The 16,616-nt window shown below is 65.6% G+C and carries 15 protein-coding genes, 1 pseudogene and 1 riboswitch; of the genes and pseudogenes, 13 read left to right on the top strand and 3 right to left on the bottom strand.

The window, feature by feature from the left end; all coding sequences use genetic code 11:
- Positions 1-8 precede the first annotated feature (8 nt).
- The 6 genes and pseudogenes from Y705_RS23550 to Y705_RS0104485 all read left to right on the top strand — a co-directional run.
- A pseudogene (locus Y705_RS23550) lies at positions 9-488 on the top strand (dihydrodipicolinate synthase family protein); the annotation flags it as partial.
- Between the two features lie 474 nt (positions 489-962).
- Positions 963-2,552 carry a ribonuclease J gene (locus Y705_RS0104505; protein ID WP_253908481.1) on the top strand — a complete coding sequence of 530 codons (1,590 nt, stop codon included), beginning with the start codon at positions 963-965 and terminating at the stop codon, positions 2,550-2,552.
- A 105-nt stretch (positions 2,553-2,657) separates the two neighbouring features.
- Complete coding sequence (locus Y705_RS0104500; RefSeq protein ID WP_026531983.1) at positions 2,658-5,600, top strand: FtsK/SpoIIIE family DNA translocase; 2,943 nt, start codon at positions 2,658-2,660, stop codon at positions 5,598-5,600.
- A 9-nt stretch (positions 5,601-5,609) separates the two neighbouring features.
- Positions 5,610-6,215: a CDP-diacylglycerol--glycerol-3-phosphate 3-phosphatidyltransferase gene (gene pgsA / locus Y705_RS0104495; RefSeq protein ID WP_026531982.1), complete on the top strand. Its 606-nt coding sequence runs from the start codon at positions 5,610-5,612 to the stop codon at positions 6,213-6,215.
- Positions 6,212-6,697, top strand: a complete 486-nt coding sequence (locus Y705_RS0104490; RefSeq protein ID WP_026531981.1) for a CinA family protein — start codon at positions 6,212-6,214, stop codon at positions 6,695-6,697. Before pgsA ends, Y705_RS0104490 begins: the two co-directional genes overlap by 4 nt.
- Positions 6,698-6,820: 123 nt before the next feature.
- Positions 6,821-7,261 (top strand): helix-turn-helix domain-containing protein, encoded by a 441-nt coding sequence (locus Y705_RS0104485; RefSeq protein ID WP_026531980.1) that lies wholly within the window; start codon positions 6,821-6,823, stop codon positions 7,259-7,261.
- 85 nt (positions 7,262-7,346) lie between these two features.
- On the opposite strand, the gene Y705_RS0104480 is transcribed toward Y705_RS0104485, so the two are convergent.
- Entirely contained in the window at positions 7,347-7,820 is a 474-nt protein-coding gene (locus Y705_RS0104480) for a MarR family winged helix-turn-helix transcriptional regulator (protein WP_026531979.1), read from the bottom strand.
- A 278-nt stretch (positions 7,821-8,098) separates the two neighbouring features.
- On the opposite strand from Y705_RS0104480, the gene Y705_RS0104475 reads away from it, so the two are divergent.
- The 7 genes from Y705_RS0104475 (at position 8,099) to Y705_RS17395 (ending at position 14,750) form a co-directional block, all read left to right on the top strand.
- On the top strand, positions 8,099-8,320 hold the full coding sequence (locus Y705_RS0104475) for a DUF3046 domain-containing protein (RefSeq protein ID WP_026531978.1): 222 nt from the start codon (positions 8,099-8,101) through the stop codon (positions 8,318-8,320).
- 229 nt (positions 8,321-8,549) lie between these two features.
- The gene (gene recA, locus Y705_RS0104470) at positions 8,550-9,599 is read left to right on the top strand and encodes a recombinase RecA (RefSeq protein WP_026531977.1); all 1,050 of its coding nucleotides are present in this window, start codon (positions 8,550-8,552) and stop codon (positions 9,597-9,599) included.
- Between the two features lie 283 nt (positions 9,600-9,882).
- Positions 9,883-10,440, top strand: a complete 558-nt coding sequence (locus Y705_RS17405) for a regulatory protein RecX (RefSeq protein WP_049822275.1) — start codon at positions 9,883-9,885, stop codon at positions 10,438-10,440.
- Positions 10,441-10,444: 4 nt separating this feature from the next.
- Entirely contained in the window at positions 10,445-11,992 is a 1,548-nt protein-coding gene (gene miaB, locus Y705_RS0104460) for a tRNA (N6-isopentenyl adenosine(37)-C2)-methylthiotransferase MiaB (protein ID WP_026531976.1), read from the top strand.
- A 229-nt stretch (positions 11,993-12,221) separates the two neighbouring features.
- Entirely contained in the window at positions 12,222-13,223 is a 1,002-nt protein-coding gene (gene miaA / locus Y705_RS17400; protein ID WP_155849919.1) for a tRNA (adenosine(37)-N6)-dimethylallyltransferase MiaA, read from the top strand.
- Complete coding sequence (dapF, locus tag Y705_RS0104450) at positions 13,144-14,154, top strand: diaminopimelate epimerase (RefSeq protein WP_081737780.1); 1,011 nt, start codon at positions 13,144-13,146, stop codon at positions 14,152-14,154. Before miaA ends, dapF begins: the two co-directional genes overlap by 80 nt.
- Positions 14,155-14,417: 263 nt before the next feature.
- Positions 14,418-14,750, top strand: a complete 333-nt coding sequence (locus Y705_RS17395; RefSeq protein ID WP_049822271.1) for a hypothetical protein — start codon at positions 14,418-14,420, stop codon at positions 14,748-14,750.
- Between the two features lie 11 nt (positions 14,751-14,761).
- Here the strand turns inward: Y705_RS17395 and Y705_RS0104440 are convergent, their stop codons facing one another.
- Together Y705_RS0104440 and Y705_RS0104435 are read right to left on the bottom strand one after the other, a co-directional pair.
- Positions 14,762-15,604, bottom strand: coding sequence for a response regulator transcription factor (locus Y705_RS0104440; protein WP_049822270.1), 843 nt, complete (start codon positions 15,602-15,604; stop codon positions 14,762-14,764).
- A 178-nt stretch (positions 15,605-15,782) separates the two neighbouring features.
- A riboswitch (cyclic di-GMP riboswitch) is annotated at positions 15,783-15,857 on the bottom strand.
- 135 nt (positions 15,858-15,992) lie between these two features.
- Entirely contained in the window at positions 15,993-16,610 is a 618-nt protein-coding gene (locus Y705_RS0104435) for a class I SAM-dependent methyltransferase (protein ID WP_026531973.1), read from the bottom strand.
- Between the last annotated feature and the right edge of the window lie 6 nt (positions 16,611-16,616).

Genomic DNA, 16,616 nt, shown 5'->3' with positions numbered 1-16,616 from the left:
CCCGGCTGGTGGACGACGGTTGCGACGGCCTCGTGGTGTCCGGCACCACCGGCGAGACCTCCACGCTCGAGGACTCCGAGAAGGAAGAGCTGTTCCGCGTGGTGGCGGGGGCCGTGGGCGGCCGCGCCAAGGTCATTGCCGGCACCGGCACCAACCACACCTCGCACTCGGTGGAGATGGCGCAGCGCGCCGCCCGGGCCGGCGCCGACGCCCAGCTGGTGGTCACGCCCTATTACAACAAGCCCACCCAGGCCGGCGTGCTGGCACACTTCCATGCCGTCGCAGCAGCGAGCGACCTGCCCATCATGATCTACGACATCCCCGGCCGGTCCGGCATCCCCATCACCACCGAGACGATGATCCGGCTCGCCGATCATCCGTCCATCCAAGCCCTCAAGGACGCCAAGGCCGATTACGCAGCGGTCACCCGCGTGCTGGCCAACACCAGCCTCGACGTCTACTCCGGCGACGACGGACTGACGCTGCCGTGGATGGCGGCGGGGGCTGTGGGAGTGGTCAGTGTCAGCGCGCACGTCGCCACACGTCGCCACGGCTGCCTTCCGCGCACTGGTGGACGCTGCCGCCGCGGGCAACTACGCGGAGGCCCGCCGGATCCACTTCGAACTCGATCCCGTGGTGCGGGCCGTGATGACGCATATCCCGGGAGCGGTGTCCGCGAAGCAGCTTCTGAAGCTGCAGGGCGTGCTGTCGAACGCCGTCGTTCGGCTTCCGCTCGTGGAGCCGACCGCCGTCGAGATGGAAGAGGTGTTCGCAGATCTCGCCGAGGCGGGCTGGGATCTCGAGCGGACCACGGCCGGGATGCCCGCTGCGCGGTCGAAAGCGTGACCGCAGCGGGACGCACGCCGCCCGCGGAACGGTCGGTGCTCGCCCGGCCGCCAGCGCTGGAGCCGGGCACGCTGCGGATCGTGCCCCTGGGCGGGCTCGGGGAGATCGGCCGGAACATGGCCGTGTTCGAGATCGACACCAAGCTCCTGATCATCGACTGCGGGGTCCTGTTCCCGGAGGAGAACCAGCCCGGCGTGGACCTGATCCTGCCTGACTTCTCCTACCTGGAGGACCGGCTCGACGACGTCGTCGGGCTCGTGCTGACCCATGGCCACGAGGACCACATCGGCGCCGTCCCCTACCTCCTCCGGCTCAAGGCCGACATCCCGCTCGTCGGATCCCAGCTGACCCTCGCCCTGGTCGAGGCGAAGCTGCAGGAACACCGTATCCGGCCGTACACGCTGACGGTGTCCGAGGGGCAGATCGAGCAGCTCGGGCCGTTCGAATGCGAGTTCGTGGCCGTCAACCACTCGATCCCCGACGCCCTCGCCGTCTTCCTCCGCACCACCGCCGGCAACGTGCTGCACACCGGCGACTTCAAGATGGACCAGTTGCCGCTCGACGGCAGGATCACCGATCTCCGGGCCTTCGCGCGGCTCGGCGAGGAGGGCGTCGACCTGCTGATGGTCGACTCCACCAACGCCGATGTTCCCGGCTTCACCACCGCCGAGCGTGAAATCGGCCCGGTCCTCGAGAACCTTTTCTCACAGGTCAAGAAGCGCATCATCGTCGCCTCCTTCTCCTCCCATGTCCACCGCGTCCAGCAGGTGCTCGATGCCGCCGAGACCCACGGCCGCTTCGTCTGTTTCGCGGGCAGGTCGATGGTGCGCAACATGGGCATCGCAGCGTCGCTCGGCTATCTCCGGGTGCCCGAGGGCATCCTGGTCGATATCAAGAACGTGGACGACCTGCCGGATGATCGCGTGGTCCTGATGTCCACGGGCTCCCAGGGGGAACCGATGGCGGCCCTCTCCCGCATGGCCAACGGCGACCACCGGATCACCGTCGGCAAGGGCGACACCGTGATCCTGGCGTCGTCGCTCATCCCGGGAAACGAGAACGCCGTCTTCCGGGTCATCAACGGCCTGCTCAAGCTGGGCGCCGACGTCGTCCACAAGGGCAACGCGAAAGTACACGTCTCGGGTCATGCAGCGGCGGGGGAGCTGCTGTACTGCTACAACATCCTGCGGCCGCGCAACGTGATGCCGGTTCACGGTGAAACCCGGCATCTCATCGCGAACGGCAGGCTTGCCGAGCAGACCGGGGTGCCGGCAGGGAACGTCCTGCTCACCGACGACGGCTCGGTGGTGGACCTGGTGGGCGGCACTGCGCGGATCGTCGGCGCCGTCGAGTGCGGCTACATCTACGTGGACGGTGCGAGCATCGGTGAAATCACCGATGCCGATTTGAAGGACCGCCGCATCCTCGGCGAGGAGGGCTTCATCTCCATCATCACCGTGGTGAACCGGACCACCGGAACGATCGTCTCGGGCCCCGATATCCATGCGCGGGGATTCGCCGAGGACGATTCGGTCTTCGACGAGATCACACCGCAGCTCAGCAAAGCCCTCGAGGATGCTGTTCGGAACAATCGGGACCACACCACCTACCAGTTGCAGCAGGTGGTGCGCCGCATCATCGGTACCTGGGTCAACCGCAGGTACCGCCGCCGCCCCATGATCATTCCGGTGGTCCTCGAGGCGTAGCTTCCCTGGAACATTCCTGCAGGTTGTTCCGGGCCCGCGCGCAGATTCCGGGAGCGGCCGCGCAGGTCCCGGGAAGCGGGAGTTGCATCCGGTACCGTTGAGGGTATGGCCACCCGTACTTCCCCTGCCCCCCGGGGGCCCCAGCAGTCGCGCAAGAAGACTCCTGCTGCTGCGCGCCCCGTACCTGCCAAAAGCACCTCCAAGACCAGGCAGAGCACCAGCCGGAGCCCCCAGCAGAACACCGCGGGAAACGCTGCGCGGAAGTCCGCCGTCGTTCCCGAGCACCCCGAGGAAAAGCCTTCACTGCCGGTCCGTGCGGTGCACGGGGCGTGGATGGGCCTCGCCCGCCTCGCAGGTTCCGGCGTGCGCAAGTTCGGGCACGACGTCGATCCGGAACGCGACACGCGCCGGGACGGAACCGGATTCTTCCTCCTGCTGCTGGCGATGGTCGTAGCGGCGGTCGAATGGTGGGCCCTGACCGGACCGCTCGCGCGCGGCGTCCACGCGGTGGCGGGCGGTACCTTCGGATGGATGGCGCTGCTGGTTCCCTTTATGCTGCTGATCGGCGCCGTCCGGCTGTTCCGCTATCCGGAACAGCACCGCGCCAACAACCGCATCGCCATCGGACAGCTGGTCATCCTGGTCGCCGGTTCGGGAATTGCGCACCTGGTGGGTGGCAGGCCGGGCCTCTCCGAAGGGTTCGATCCACTCTGGCGCGCCGGGGGAGTGGTGGGGTTCCTCACCGCCGGGCCGCTGACCGAACTGCTCACCCCATGGCCGGTGGGTCTCCTGCTCGGCCTCGCCGTCTTCCTGGGGATCCTCATCGTCACGGCAACACCCCTGCGGCACATCCCGCGGCGCCTGAGGGCGCTCTATGAGCACCTGATGGGACAGGACCTGATCGACGGCGACTCCGACTCTGCCTCCGCCGACGGCGGTAGCGGCGGCGATCATGATCAGAGCTACCTCTACGAGGCACACGGGTCCACGGCGAAGCCCGCACCGAAGAGGAGGAAACGCCTCTTCGGCAAGGACCGGGACGAACAATTCTACGACGGCGACGACGACGGTTATGTGGGTGATGAAGCCTTCGAACGCGCCGTGATCGAGGACGAGGAGCGGAAGGCACGCGAAGCCGAAGCGCAGGTGCCGGCCGGCGTCCGCCGGCCCACGCAGCAGGAGCTCGCGGCCGAGAAGATCAAGAAGGCTCAGGGCATCGGATCGACCGCTGCCCGTCCCGACCCGGTGCCGTCGACGCCCTCGACACCCTCGACGCCGGAGCGCATCCCCGAGGGCGCCACCGAGGCCATCGACGTCGTGCCCGCGGCGAAAGCGCTGATCGTCCCCTCCACGCCGGTCCAGCCCCAGGTCCCCCCCACCCCGATTCCCCAGCGGACCGAACAGCTCCAGCTCGCCGGGGACGTCACCTACACCCTGCCGCCGTCGGACTACCTCCCTGCGGGCACCCCGCCGAAGGAGCGCTCGGAAGCCAACGACGCCGTCGTCGCGGCGCTGACCCACACCATGGACCAGTTCAACGTCGACGCGAAGGTCACCGGCTTCTCCCGCGGACCGACAGTGACGCGGTACGAGATCGAGCTCGCGCCCGGCACCAAGGTGGAGCGGGTCACGGCGCTGTCGAAGAACATCTCCTACGCCGTCGCCAGCTCGGACGTGCGCATCCTGTCGCCCATCCCCGGCAAGTCCGCGATCGGCATCGAGATCCCGAACACGGACCGCGAGACCGTGTCGCTGGGAGACGTCCTCCGCTCAGGCAACGCCCGCAAGACCGACCATCCGATGGTCATGGGCGTGGGCAAGGACGTCGAGGGTGGTTTCGTGGTGGCGAACCTCGCGAAAATGCCGCACCTGCTGGTCGCCGGTGCGACCGGGGCCGGGAAGTCGTCCTTCGTGAACTCGATGATCACCTCGATCCTCATGCGGTCGACGCCCGACGAGGTCCGCATGGTCATGGTCGATCCCAAGCGCGTCGAGCTCACCGCCTATGAGGGCGTGCCGCATCTCATCACTCCGATCATCACCAGCCCCAAAAAAGCCGCCGAGGCCCTGCAGTGGGTGGTCCGCGAGATGGACACGCGCTACGACGACCTCGCGAACTACGGCTATAAGCACATCGACGACTTCAACAAGGCCGTCCGGAACGGCAAGGTCGTCCCGCCCGAGGGCTCCAAACGCGTGGTGCGGCCCTACCCCTACCTCCTCGTGATCGTCGACGAGCTCGCCGACCTCATGATGGTGGCACCGCGCGACGTCGAGGATTCGATCGTCCGCATCACCCAGCTCGCCCGGGCCGCCGGCATCCACCTGGTCCTCGCCACCCAGCGTCCGTCGGTGGATGTCGTCACCGGCCTCATCAAGGCGAACGTGCCCTCGCGCATGGCGTTCGCGACGTCGTCGGTCACCGACTCCCGCGTAGTCCTCGACCAGCCCGGCGCCGAGAAACTCATCGGACAGGGCGACGCCCTGTTCCTGCCCATGGGCGCCTCCAAGCCCATGCGCGTCCAGGGCGCATGGGTCACCGAATCGGAGATCCACCGCGTGGTGGAGCACGTCAAGGGTCAGCTGTCGGCCGTCTACCGCCAGGACGTGGCGGTTGAGGCGCCGAAGAAGCAGGTCGAGGACGATATCGGGGACGACCTCGACGTCCTGCTGCAGGCCACCGAACTCGTGGTCACCACCCAGTTCGGCTCGACGTCGATGCTGCAGCGCAAGCTCCGCGTCGGGTTCGCGAAGGCCGGCCGCCTCATGGACCTCCTCGAGTCGCGGGGAGTGGTGGGGCCGTCCGAAGGGTCGAAAGCACGCGACGTGCTCGTCAAGCCGGACGACCTCGCACCGGTCCTCGCCGCTATGCGCGGCGACGAACCCGATGAAGGACCGGCCCTTCCTGCCGCCCAGCGCCCGTCGGCTCCGGTGGACCTGGTGGCCGACGACCTCGCCGCACGCACCCAGGCAATCGACTACTCCGACGGAGGCTCCGAGAGCGACGACGACGGAGGCGAGGACGCCTGGAACCTCACCGGCAGGTAGCCTTGTCGTGTGACGAACACTCCAGCCCCGGCGGTCCCGGTTCTGAACATCGCGAACGTCCTCACCGTTGTGCGGATCCTGCTGGTTCCCTTCTTCGTGTGGTTCCTGTTGGCCGACGGCAGCGAGGGCGGGCTCTTCCGCTGGCTGGCGGTCGCGACGTTCTCCGTCGCCATCTATACGGACAAGCTCGACGGCGACCTCGCCCGTAGCCGCGGATTGATCACCGATTTCGGAAAAATCGCGGACCCCATCGCGGACAAGCTCCTCATTGGGTCGGCACTGATCATCCTGTCGATCCTCGGTGAGCTGTGGTGGTGGGTCACCCTGGTGATCCTCGGCAGGGAGCTGGGCATCACCCTCCTGAGGTTTGCGGTGATCCGCTACGGAGTGATGCCGGCTTCGCGGGGCGGAAAGCTGAAGACGGTGATCCAGACCGTCGCCATCCTTCTGTTCCTCGTGCCGCTCCAGTCCCTCCTGGGGAGCTGGGCCTGGTGGCCGGCAGCGGCCGTCATGGGCGCGGCACTAGCAGTCACAGTCGTCACGGGCATCGATTACGTCCTCCAGGCCGTTCGGCTGCGCTCCGCCGCGAAGTCGTCTCCTTCCTCTCCGTCATGAATTCCGCCGACGTCGTCGGACGGGCCTTGGCGGCAGGGCTGACCGTGGCAACAGCTGAATCATTGACGGCCGGACAGGTGGCAGCTTCCCTTGCCGATGTGCCGGGCGCCTCCGGAATGCTGAAGGGTGGGGTAATTGCGTACTCGAACGACATTAAGGTGCAGGCGCTCGGCGTCGAGCCGGCACTTCTGGCCGAAGCCGGGTCGGTGGACGCGGCCGTGGCACGCCAGATGGCCGAGGGAGCCCGGATTCTGATGCACGCTGATCTCGCCGTCTCGACGACCGGTGTTGCAGGACCGGAGCCGCACGACGGCAAATCCGTGGGAACAGTTTTCGTTGCAGTGGCCTCCGCCTCCGGCACCCGGGTTGCGGAATTCCTGTTCGATGGGGACCGTGGGCAGATTCGGGAGCAATCCTGCAGCGCTGCCCTGGAACTGCTGATGGGCGGGTTGTCCATGGGAACAAAAGATCCCCCAGGTTAGTTATGAATAGTGTCGGCCGTTGATAGGGTTGACGACTAAGGCTCAAGAAACTCGGGCCGGTCATTATCTTCGCGGCATCCGTCCCCGGGCGGGGCCGCACTTATGAGGGAGCAAGGCATACCGATGGTAAAGCAACCCGTATCCGTAAACGGCGTGATCCGTTGGCGTGATGTGGGGCTGGCAGATGATGCACAACGCAAGCCTAAGGAGCGCAAAATGGTGGTTCTACGCCATGAGATAGGGGACGTCCTTCGCGATGTCCGCCAGCGCCAGGGCAGGACGCTCCGGGAGGTGTCCCACAGTGCAAGGGTCTCCCTCGGATACCTGAGCGAAGTGGAACGCGGCCAAAAGGAAGCGTCATCTGAACTCCTCTCATCAATCTGCGGCGCACTGGACGTTCCACTGTCCTTGATGCTGCGGGAAGTCAGCGATCGTCTCGCAGAGGCGGAGGGTGTCTCGATCCCGGACACCATTCCACAGGAGTTCTCGCGCGAGTTCGAAGACAACCTACCCGATGACCTCACCGACGAATTCCGCAGGGGACTGGCAACCACCAACCGCTAGTGGTCCCTCCGGAGTCAGAAGGCCCGCCTCGACGAGAGGGCGGGCTTTCTGCTGTCCGCCGCGAAAAGCTCCTACCAGTTGCCTCCTACCAATTGTCCTTTGTATAGGTGGAATTGAGCTGGGCGATAAGGTTGCCGAGCTGGGTGAGGTCCGACACGTCCCAATCCTCCATCAGCTGATGGAAAGCCTGCTTACGCGCTGTCTGTGCGGTGACGAGTTGATGGGTGCCCGCAGGCGTCAGTGAGATCGCCTGGGCCCGGCCGTCCAGGGGATCCGCCTCCTTCTGAACCAGACCGAGTTGCTCGAGCATGGCGATCTGCCGGCTCACCGACGGTTTGCCGACGCCGATGCTCGCAGCGATGTCCGTCAGCCGCATGGAACCCTCGCGTTGCAGGATCACGAGCAACCCATAGGCAGCAGGTTCCATGTCCGGGTGGACGCGGCGCGCCACCTTGTAGGAGTTGGAGCGGGCGCGTCTCCAGAGCATGCTGAGCTGTTGCTCGAGCGCCTCGATCGCGGAATCTACATCGGAGTCGGTATGTGTGGGCTTGGCTTCCATGTCGCTTATTCTAGGGTTCCGGCCGCCCCATTCCGCTACTGAGGCCGGGGGAAGCCGCCCGGGGGGCATGCGACCATCATCACCGGGCTTTCGGCAGGACATTTTGGAAGGACTCATGCCGGTGGAATCGCCCAGCAGAACCTTCCGACGGGACTTTCCGACAGGATTTTCCTGCAGGACCGAGGCGAGACGCTTGCTCGATACGAAGGATTTCCGATTTCTGATTTCCGGGCCGTGGCGCCCGTCGGCAGAATGACGCAGTGGAAAGGGAGAGGGACATGCGGCTGAGTGATTTCTGGCGGCTGATGGATGACGAGTTCGGGAGCCGATACTCGCGCACTCTTGCGGGGGACCTGGTCCTGGCTGAGCTGGGGGACCGGACCGCGCTTGCAGCATTGTCCGGCGGGGTCGAGCCCCGTCGGGTGTGGATCGCTGTCTGTGATGCGCAGGACGTTCCGCACGAGCGGCGCCTGGGCCGGGATGTCGCGCCGAGGCGGTGATCCTGCTGGAGGGCGACAGTAGGGTCGCCCTGCCGATGTCGAGCCGATTGCCAGCAGGACATGTCGCGAAGTTATTCGAATCTTTGTTCGGTCGGCGCTAAGATGGAGATAGCACGCGGCGCCGGAATGTCCACATAGGAACGGCATTCCCTGAATTGTCAGAGCCGGCCGATAGGGTCGGAACGAACATGCAAACGGCCCTCAGGGCCACAACATACCGAGGTGAATAATGGCCGCACCAGCCGACCGCGAGAAAGCCCTTGAGGCTGCACTTGCCCAGATTGACAAGCAGTATGGCAAAGGCTCGATCATGCGTCTTGGTGACGAGGTTCGGGCCCCACGTGAAACTATCTCCACAAGTTCCATTGCACTGGATGCAGCCCTCGGCATAGGAGGGCTTCCCCGCGGCAGGGTCGTGGAGATCTACGGGCCGGAATCATCGGGTAAGACCACTGTTGCACTTCACGCCGTCGCCAGCGTCCAGCGTAATGGTGGTATCGCCGCGTTCATCGACGCCGAGCACGCCCTGGATCCCGAGTACGCAAAGAGGCTGGGTGTGGATACCGATGCGCTCCTGGTGTCCCAGCCTGATACGGGTGAGCAGGCCCTGGAAATCATGGACATGCTGATCGGGTCCGGCTCGATTGACCTCGTGGTGATCGACTCCGTGGCAGCGCTGGTGCCCCGCGCGGAGATTGAAGGCGACATGGGAGATAGCCATGTAGGCCTCCAGGCCAGGCTCATGAGCCAGGCCCTGCGAAAAATCGCGGGGCGGTTGAGCCAGACCAACACGACCGCGATCTTCATCAACCAGCTTCGCGAGAAGATCGGTGTGTTCTTCGGTAGCCCGGAGACGACCACGGGTGGCAAGGCCCTGAAGTTCTATGCGTCAGTGCGCATCGACGTGCGCCGCATCGAAACCCTCAAGGAGGGTGTCAATCCGGTGGGTAACCGCACCAGGGCCAAGATCGTCAAGAACAAGATGGCGCCGCCGTTCAAGCAGGCGGAATTCGATATTCTTTACGGCTACGGAATCTCGCGTGAGGGCGGACTCATCGATGTGGGTGTGGAGAACGGGCTTGTCAAGAAATCGGGTGCGTGGTTCACCTACGACGGCGATCAGCTGGGCCAAGGCAAGGAGAACGCCCGGAAGTTCCTGATCGACAATCCGGACCTGGCTGATGAACTCGAGCAGAAGATCCGGACAAAGCTCGGGATCGGTGTCCAGCCGGAAGAAGCTGAAGGCACACCGAAGCTCAAGGCCGTCAGCGGGGAGTAGCCAGATGTCCACGGAGGGCGTGTTCGGTTCCAGCGGAAGATCCGAGCCGTCACGCAAACCTTTCGGCAGGAGCAAGGGCTCCAAGGCCGGGAGTGCGCGTTCCGCAGCTTCGGGGGCCCGCGCCCGGAAGCCGCGGCCCGGGCAGGACTCGCCCTACGGTCCGGTCATGGGAAGTTCGGCCGATTCCGATTCCGGCACCGATCCTGACTCCGGCTTTGGCGGCCCTCCGCAGCAGGACTACGAGGACGGGCCGAGGAGGCCATCGGGCCCCCCCGACGCAGCTTTGCCCACTGTTTCCGATGAGGGAAGCAAGCCTCCGGAAGATCCGGCCGGGCTTGGCCGGTCGATTGTTCTCCGACATCTGGCCATGGCACCCAAGAGCAGGCACCAGCTTGCCCAGAAGCTCACGGAGCGAAATATCCCTGATGACGTCGCCAGCGCAGTGCTGGACCGCTTCGAAGAGGTTCAACTCATCGATGATGCCGAATTCGCGGGGATGTGGGTGCGCAGTCGTGCCGAAACACGGTCCCTGGCCCGGTCGGTCCTGAAGCGGGAGCTTGCTGACAAGGGCATCCACCCGGAGCTCGCCGAGGAAGCCCTGGCCCAGGTCAGCGACAAGGATGAGCGCGCCACAGCAGAACAGCTGATCCGCAGGAAGATGCGAGCCGGCATCGACCTGGCGGACCGGAAGGTCCGCGACAAGGAAACGCGTAGGCTGGTCGGCGTGCTGGCCCGCAAGGGCTACAGTCCAGGCCTTGCGTTCTCCCTCATCAGGGACATCATGGACGCGGGGCAGGAGGACGACGATTGTGGACTCACCGTCGGCCCACCGTACGCTTGACAGCGTGAGTATTACAGCGCCCGCACCGTCGTCGACACCGGTCCAGCGGAATACGGTCGGCAGTCCGCGCACCTACGAGGTCCGGACATTCGGCTGCCAGATGAATGTCCATGATTCCGAGCGCATCACCGGGCTGCTCGAGGGTGCCGGTTACGCCGCGTCGTCCGGCGGGCAAGCCGACGTCGTCGTCTTCAATACCTGCGCGGTCCGTGAGAATGCCGACAACAAGCTTTATGGAAACCTCGGGATGCTCGCCTCGGTGAAGGAAACCCATCCCGGCATGCAGATAGCAGTGGGTGGATGCCTCGCACAGAAGGACCGCGACACGATCCTGCGGAAAGCGCCGTGGGTGGACGCAGTCTTCGGAACCCACAACATCGGGTCCCTTCCGGCCCTGCTCGAGCGTGCACGCCACAACAACGAGGCCCAGCTCGAGATCCTCGAGTCCCTCGATGTGTTCCCCTCCACGCTTCCCACCAAGCGTGACTCGGTGTACGCGGGATGGGTGTCGATTTCCGTTGGCTGCAACAACACCTGCACCTTCTGCATTGTTCCAGCACTGCGGGGCAAGGAGCGCGACCGCCGGCCCGGGGACATCCTCGCCGAGATCGAGGCGCTCGTGGCCGACGGCGCCATCGAGGTCACCCTTCTCGGCCAGAACGTGAATTCCTACGGCGTGGAGTTCGGCGACCGCGGTGCGTTCGCCAAGCTGCTACGATCCTGTGGAGCAATCGAGGGCCTGGAGCGTGTCCGGTTCACCAGCCCGCACCCCGCTGCCTTCACGGACGACGTGATCGAAGCAATGGCCGAGACTCCCAACGTGATGCCGCAGCTGCACATGCCGCTGCAGTCCGGTTCCGACCGCGTGTTGAAGGACATGCGGCGTTCCTACCGGTCGGCGAAGTTCCTCGGGATCCTCGACCGCGTGCGCGAGCGCATGCCGCACGCGGCGATCTCCACCGACATCATCGTGGGGTTCCCCGGAGAGACGGAGGAGGATTTCCAGGCAACGCTCGACGTCGTCGAGAAGTCCCGGTTCGCAACGGCCTTCACCTTCCAGTACTCCAAGCGCCCGGGAACTCCCGCTGCGGAGCTCGCGGACCAGTTGCCCAAGCACGTCGTGCAGGAACGCTACGAGCGGCTCACGGCGCTGCAGGACCGCATCAGCGAAGAGGAGAACGCGCTGCAGCTCGGCCGTCAGCTGGAAGTCCTCGTCACCGCCCACCGGGGGAGGAAAAGTGCTGAGACCCATCGCTTGACGGGGCGCTCGAGGGACCAGAGGCTCGTCCATTTCTCAGTGCCCGACGGTGGCCAGGCACCGCGCCCAGGGGATCTTGTCACCGTTCCCGTGACCCGGGCGGCACCGTTCCACCTCATCGCCGACCCGGCGTCGCCCGCGGACTACAGCGTGCGGCGATCGCGCGCCGGTGACGCGTGGGACCGTGCCCAGGCGGATTCGTGCGGTGCGACCTCATCCGGCGCCGATGGAGCAGGGACGCGTGGAATCTCGCTCGGAATGCCCTCCCTCCCGGTCCGCGGGCCAGCCGGCTGACGGCAGGAATTCCCTGATGCCGGCACGTAGCCGCATGCCGCCAGCGCCCCAACTGGTGCCCGTAGACCGGTCCGCTCCAGCCGTTCGGCCGACGGTCGACGCCGGGCGGAATCCTGATGGGCGGAATCCTGGCGATTGGAATCTTGACGGCTGGAATCTCGGCGATCGGAATCCTGACAGGTGGGATCCAGAGGGGCGGAATCCTGACGGGCGGAATCCCGATCGCCGGTTGTCCCCACCCGGGGCACCCCTCGCCGGAGCGGTTGTCGCCGTCGTCGGTCCCACCGGTTCCGGAAAATCGGACCTTGCCGTCCGGCTGGCGCTCGCGCTCGACGGCGAGGTCGTCAATGCCGATGCGATGCAGTTTTATCGCGGCATGGACATCGGTACCGCGAAGCTTGCGATGGAGGAGCGCGGGGGCGTCCCCCACCACCTTCTCGACACCCTCTCCGTCCAGGAGGAGGCCAGCGTTGCTGCCTATCAGGACGCCGCACGGGCGTCCATCGATGAGATCCGGAGGCGCGGGAAGGTGCCGATCCTCGCCGGAGGGTCCGGGCTGTACGTGAGGGCCGCCCTGGACTGCCTCGAGTTCCCGGGTACCGACCCTGCAGTACGGAAACGCCTTGAGGAGGAGCTTCAGGCCAGGGGTGCCGCGGAGTTGCGGAAGCGGTTGGCGAAGGTCGACCCCGCGTCGGCCGCGCGAGTCGCTGACGACCGCCGGCTCGTCCGGGCGCTCGAAGTCACCGAACTGACCGGACGCCCCTTCAGCTCGTTCATGCCCGAGCGCCGGTACTACCAGCCCGCCATTCAGGTGGCCCTCGAGGTGGACCGGGACAGGTTACGGCTCCGCCTCGCGACTCGCGTCCACACCATGGTGGCGGCCGGGCTGCGTTCCGAGGTGGAGCAGCTTGCCGTCCAGGGGCTGAGGGAGGGACGGACGGCGTCCCGGGCGCTGGGCTATGCTCAGTTCCTGAAGGTGCTCGACGGAGCAATGCCCGAGGAAGCTGCCGTCGAGGACACGATCGCCGCAACTCGGCGCTTCGCCAAGCGTCAACTCACCTGGTTCCGTGGAGACCCCCGTGTGAGCTGGCTGGATGGTGAGGATCCGCGCGTGCTCGAGAAGTGCCTCGACCTTCTACCGGGTGGATCGCATGACCCCCACAATCCAGCTCCGCGAGTGCCAACCCAGGAGGGTGACCGTGCCAGTTCACACGCCGCAGAATTCCACTAGTCCACTGGCCGGAGTCCCCTTCACCAAAGGGCATGGAACAGGCAATGACTTCCTCCTGATCCTCGACCCTGAAGGGCGACTCGACCTCGACAGCAGAAGTGTCACCGCCGCGTGCGACCGACATCGGGGAATCGGAGCGGACGGAATGATCCGCGCGGTCCGCTCGGAACAGATTCCCGAAGGTAGGGCGCTCTTGCAGAGCGCTCCCGACGCCGTGTGGTTCATGGACTACTGGAATGGCGACGGAACAACCTCCGAGATGTGCGGCAACGGCGTACGGGTGTTCGTCCATTTCCTGGCCGTCAAGGGGTTCGTCTCGCTCGCCGGCGGAGCAACGGTCTCCATTGCCACCCGCGGCGGCGTGAAGGTCGTCACGGCCTCCCCTGACGGATACTCGGTGGACATGGGCCCGTGGGAATTCATCCACCCGGACACTGCGGTGGCCCGCGGCACGGACTCCCTGGTGGAAATCCAGGGACTTGAAGTGGCACGCCCCGCCTTGTCCGTCAGCATGGGAAACCCGCACACCGTCGTCGCGCTCGCGAGTCTCGGGGAGTTGACCGCCGCAGGCCTGCACATCGCCCCGGCGGTGGAACCGCTGCCGGCCCAGGGGACCAACGTCGAGTTGGTGGTGCCCCATGACCCGCTGGTCGATGACGGCGTCGGCATCATCACCATGCGCGTTCATGAGCGCGGTGTGGGAGAAACGCAGTCCTGTGGCACGGGAGCCTGCGCGGCGGCCGCTGCAACCCGGTATTGGGCGGGGGATTCCGCGCCGTCCCGCTGGGCCGTGGGCGTGCCGGGAGGCGTAGTGGGCGTCGTCTTCCATGTGGGCGTTGACGGACTGGAGCACGTCGAACTGAGCGGGCCGGCCGACCTGGTGGCCGAGGGCGTACTGTTTCCGGCGTCATTGCAGGCTCCTTCCCACTGACCGCACACCTCCCTGTGCTGGAAACCCGGGATGGGCAGGGTTTTCGCAGGATCGTGCGAAGCACAAAGCGCAAGGTTTGCGCAGGTTGGACGAAAACAACAATTTCTTCAGCGGGATGCACGTAGCATTTGGAGGTGCCCTCCACTTCCTCCCCTTCAGCCGGCGACGGGTTCCCTGGTGGCCGCGCGGGATCCGATTGCCGGCAGATCGATGCCGAATCCCCGTCAGCCTGCAGCGGGGGTACGCCGTTGGTCGACCGGAAAGTGCTGCGTGAGCTGGAGGAGGATTTCGACAGTCCGACGGTGGTGTATGCGTTCGCCCGGGACTTCGCGCAGTCCTGGGACGGGAAATATCGACGCCTCGCCTGCTTCGTGAAGGATCGTGACAAGGCGGGGGCGAAAGAGGCTGCCCTGAGTGTGAAGGTCACCTCGACGATGGTTGGAGCGGTGCGGCTTGCTTATCTCGCTGCCCGGTTCGAACAGCTCATCGAGGACAACGACATGGATGCCGCAGCCCGGGTTCTTGGGTGCGTCGAGGTTTGCGGGTCCGACACCACCTCGGAACTCCTCCACACCTATATACCCCCTGAACTGTAGGGACTGCGCTCCTACCGGGCCGGCTGCTGTCCGGGTAGGGGAATGAGTCGGTAGCCGATTCCCCTGACCGTTGTGATGACGTCATGAGAACGGTCGCTGTTGGTGAGCTTCCGCCGCAGATTGCCTATGTGGACTTCGATTGCGCGCTGGTCCGCGTCGCTCACGTAGGAATATCCCCGGTACTCCTCGCCCCGGACGACCCCGACCAATGCGGACCGCGTCCGGACGGCTCCGTTACTCCGAAGCAGGTCGTGCAGCAGATCGAATTCACTCCTCGTCAGGAGCAGCTCCTCGTCGGCGAGCTTCGCCGTTCGGGCTTCCCGATCAAGAACCAGCTCACCGTGCCGAAGCACAGCAGGGTTTCTCAGGTCAACGGCAGCGGCGGTGGCAGTGGCGGGTAGGAGGGTGGGCGGAGGAGCGCTGGCTGGAACGGGCGGCGCGGGCGGACGTGTTGCCTCGAGTCGAGGGCGGCGCAGCATCGCATCGATCCTTGCCCTCAGTTCACGTGGACGAAAGGGCTTAATCAGGTAATCGTCGGCGCCGGCCTGAAGTGCGGTGAGGGTATCCAGTTCATCCGCTCGGGCACTGAGCATGATGACGTAGCAGTCGCTGATGTTCCGGATACGGCGAAGCACCTCGTAGCCGTCGATGTCGGGTAGGCCGACGTCAAGCGTCACCACTGTCGGGGTCATCCTGCGCACCACCTCCACTCCGTTCCGTCCGGTCGCTTCGGAGTGGACGTCGAAACCGGCCTGCCGAAGCACAGCGACAACGATGTTCCGGATATCGATGTCATCTTCGATGACGACGGCCGATCCCTGCTCGGCATGTCCGGCGGGGGTTCCGGTGCTCATGCCGGTGCCTCCGTCCCGGTTCGTACGGGCGCACCCCATGCGCCTGTCCTACGGGAGACCCGGGGAAAGGAGGCGAAGGAATTGTTCTCTCTTGTCCCGGGGGCAACAGTGCCTGGGTAAGCAACAGATACCGACGCTTCCAAGAAGCACGTGTGCGGCATGGTTGAGACCTTTGCAGTTCGGTAGCCCGGCTGACCGCGTGGGTCCCGTGGCTTTGCGTCCCCGGCTCGCACCAGGTTTGCCCTTATCGATGGGCGAATGCCCATGCATGTTCCCGGACTTTATCAGGGCGGACGGCGGGTCGACTACTGATGCGGAAACGTATTCCCGCTGGCCGCACCGACGGGAACCCCAGGGATGATCGATGCATCCATCAGTTGCCGCTTCGTCAGGACCGCGCGTCGTCCCGCTTCACGTGGATAACCCGGAAGGATTTCGACGTGTCAGCACGCCGTACGGCACAGCCTTCCGGCAGTGCATCCGCCAGCCATCGCTGCAGGGAATCGGCGCCGAGGTTCTTCTGCACCACCAGCCAGGCATCACCGCCGGGCGCGAGCCGCGGGAGCCACGCCAGCAGGAGCGCATGGAGTTCCTGCTTGCCGATCCGGATGGGCGGGTTGGACCACACCGTGTCGAATTCGAGTGCGGCGTCCACGCCGTCGGGCGTGCTGGCGTGGACGTTCGGTAGCCCCAGTCTCGAGGCGTTGTCCCGGGTGAGGGCAATGCAGCGCTCATTGACATCCACCGCGTAAACCGCCGCCGTCGGGACCTTGAGAGCCAAGCTCAGCGCGAGCGGGCCCCAACCGCAACCGATATCGAGCAGCCGTGTGCCTGAAGGCTGCGGCACGGCATCCAGCAGGATGGCTGTACCCTTGTCGATGCCGTCGGGGCTGAACAGACCGGAAGCTGTCACCAATTCCCGGCGCTGTCCTTCAAGGATAACGGTGAGCGGGCGGCGCACCTCGGGTCCTGCGGGGTTGGCGGTGAAGTAATGCTGGGAGTCCATGGCAAA

Source organism: Arthrobacter sp. H41, assembly GCF_000520535.1.
Lineage (GTDB): Bacteria > Actinomycetota > Actinomycetes > Actinomycetales > Micrococcaceae > Arthrobacter_D.
The sequence above is the reverse complement of the archived record's forward strand: the minus strand, read 5'-3'. Positions and strand labels throughout refer to the sequence as shown.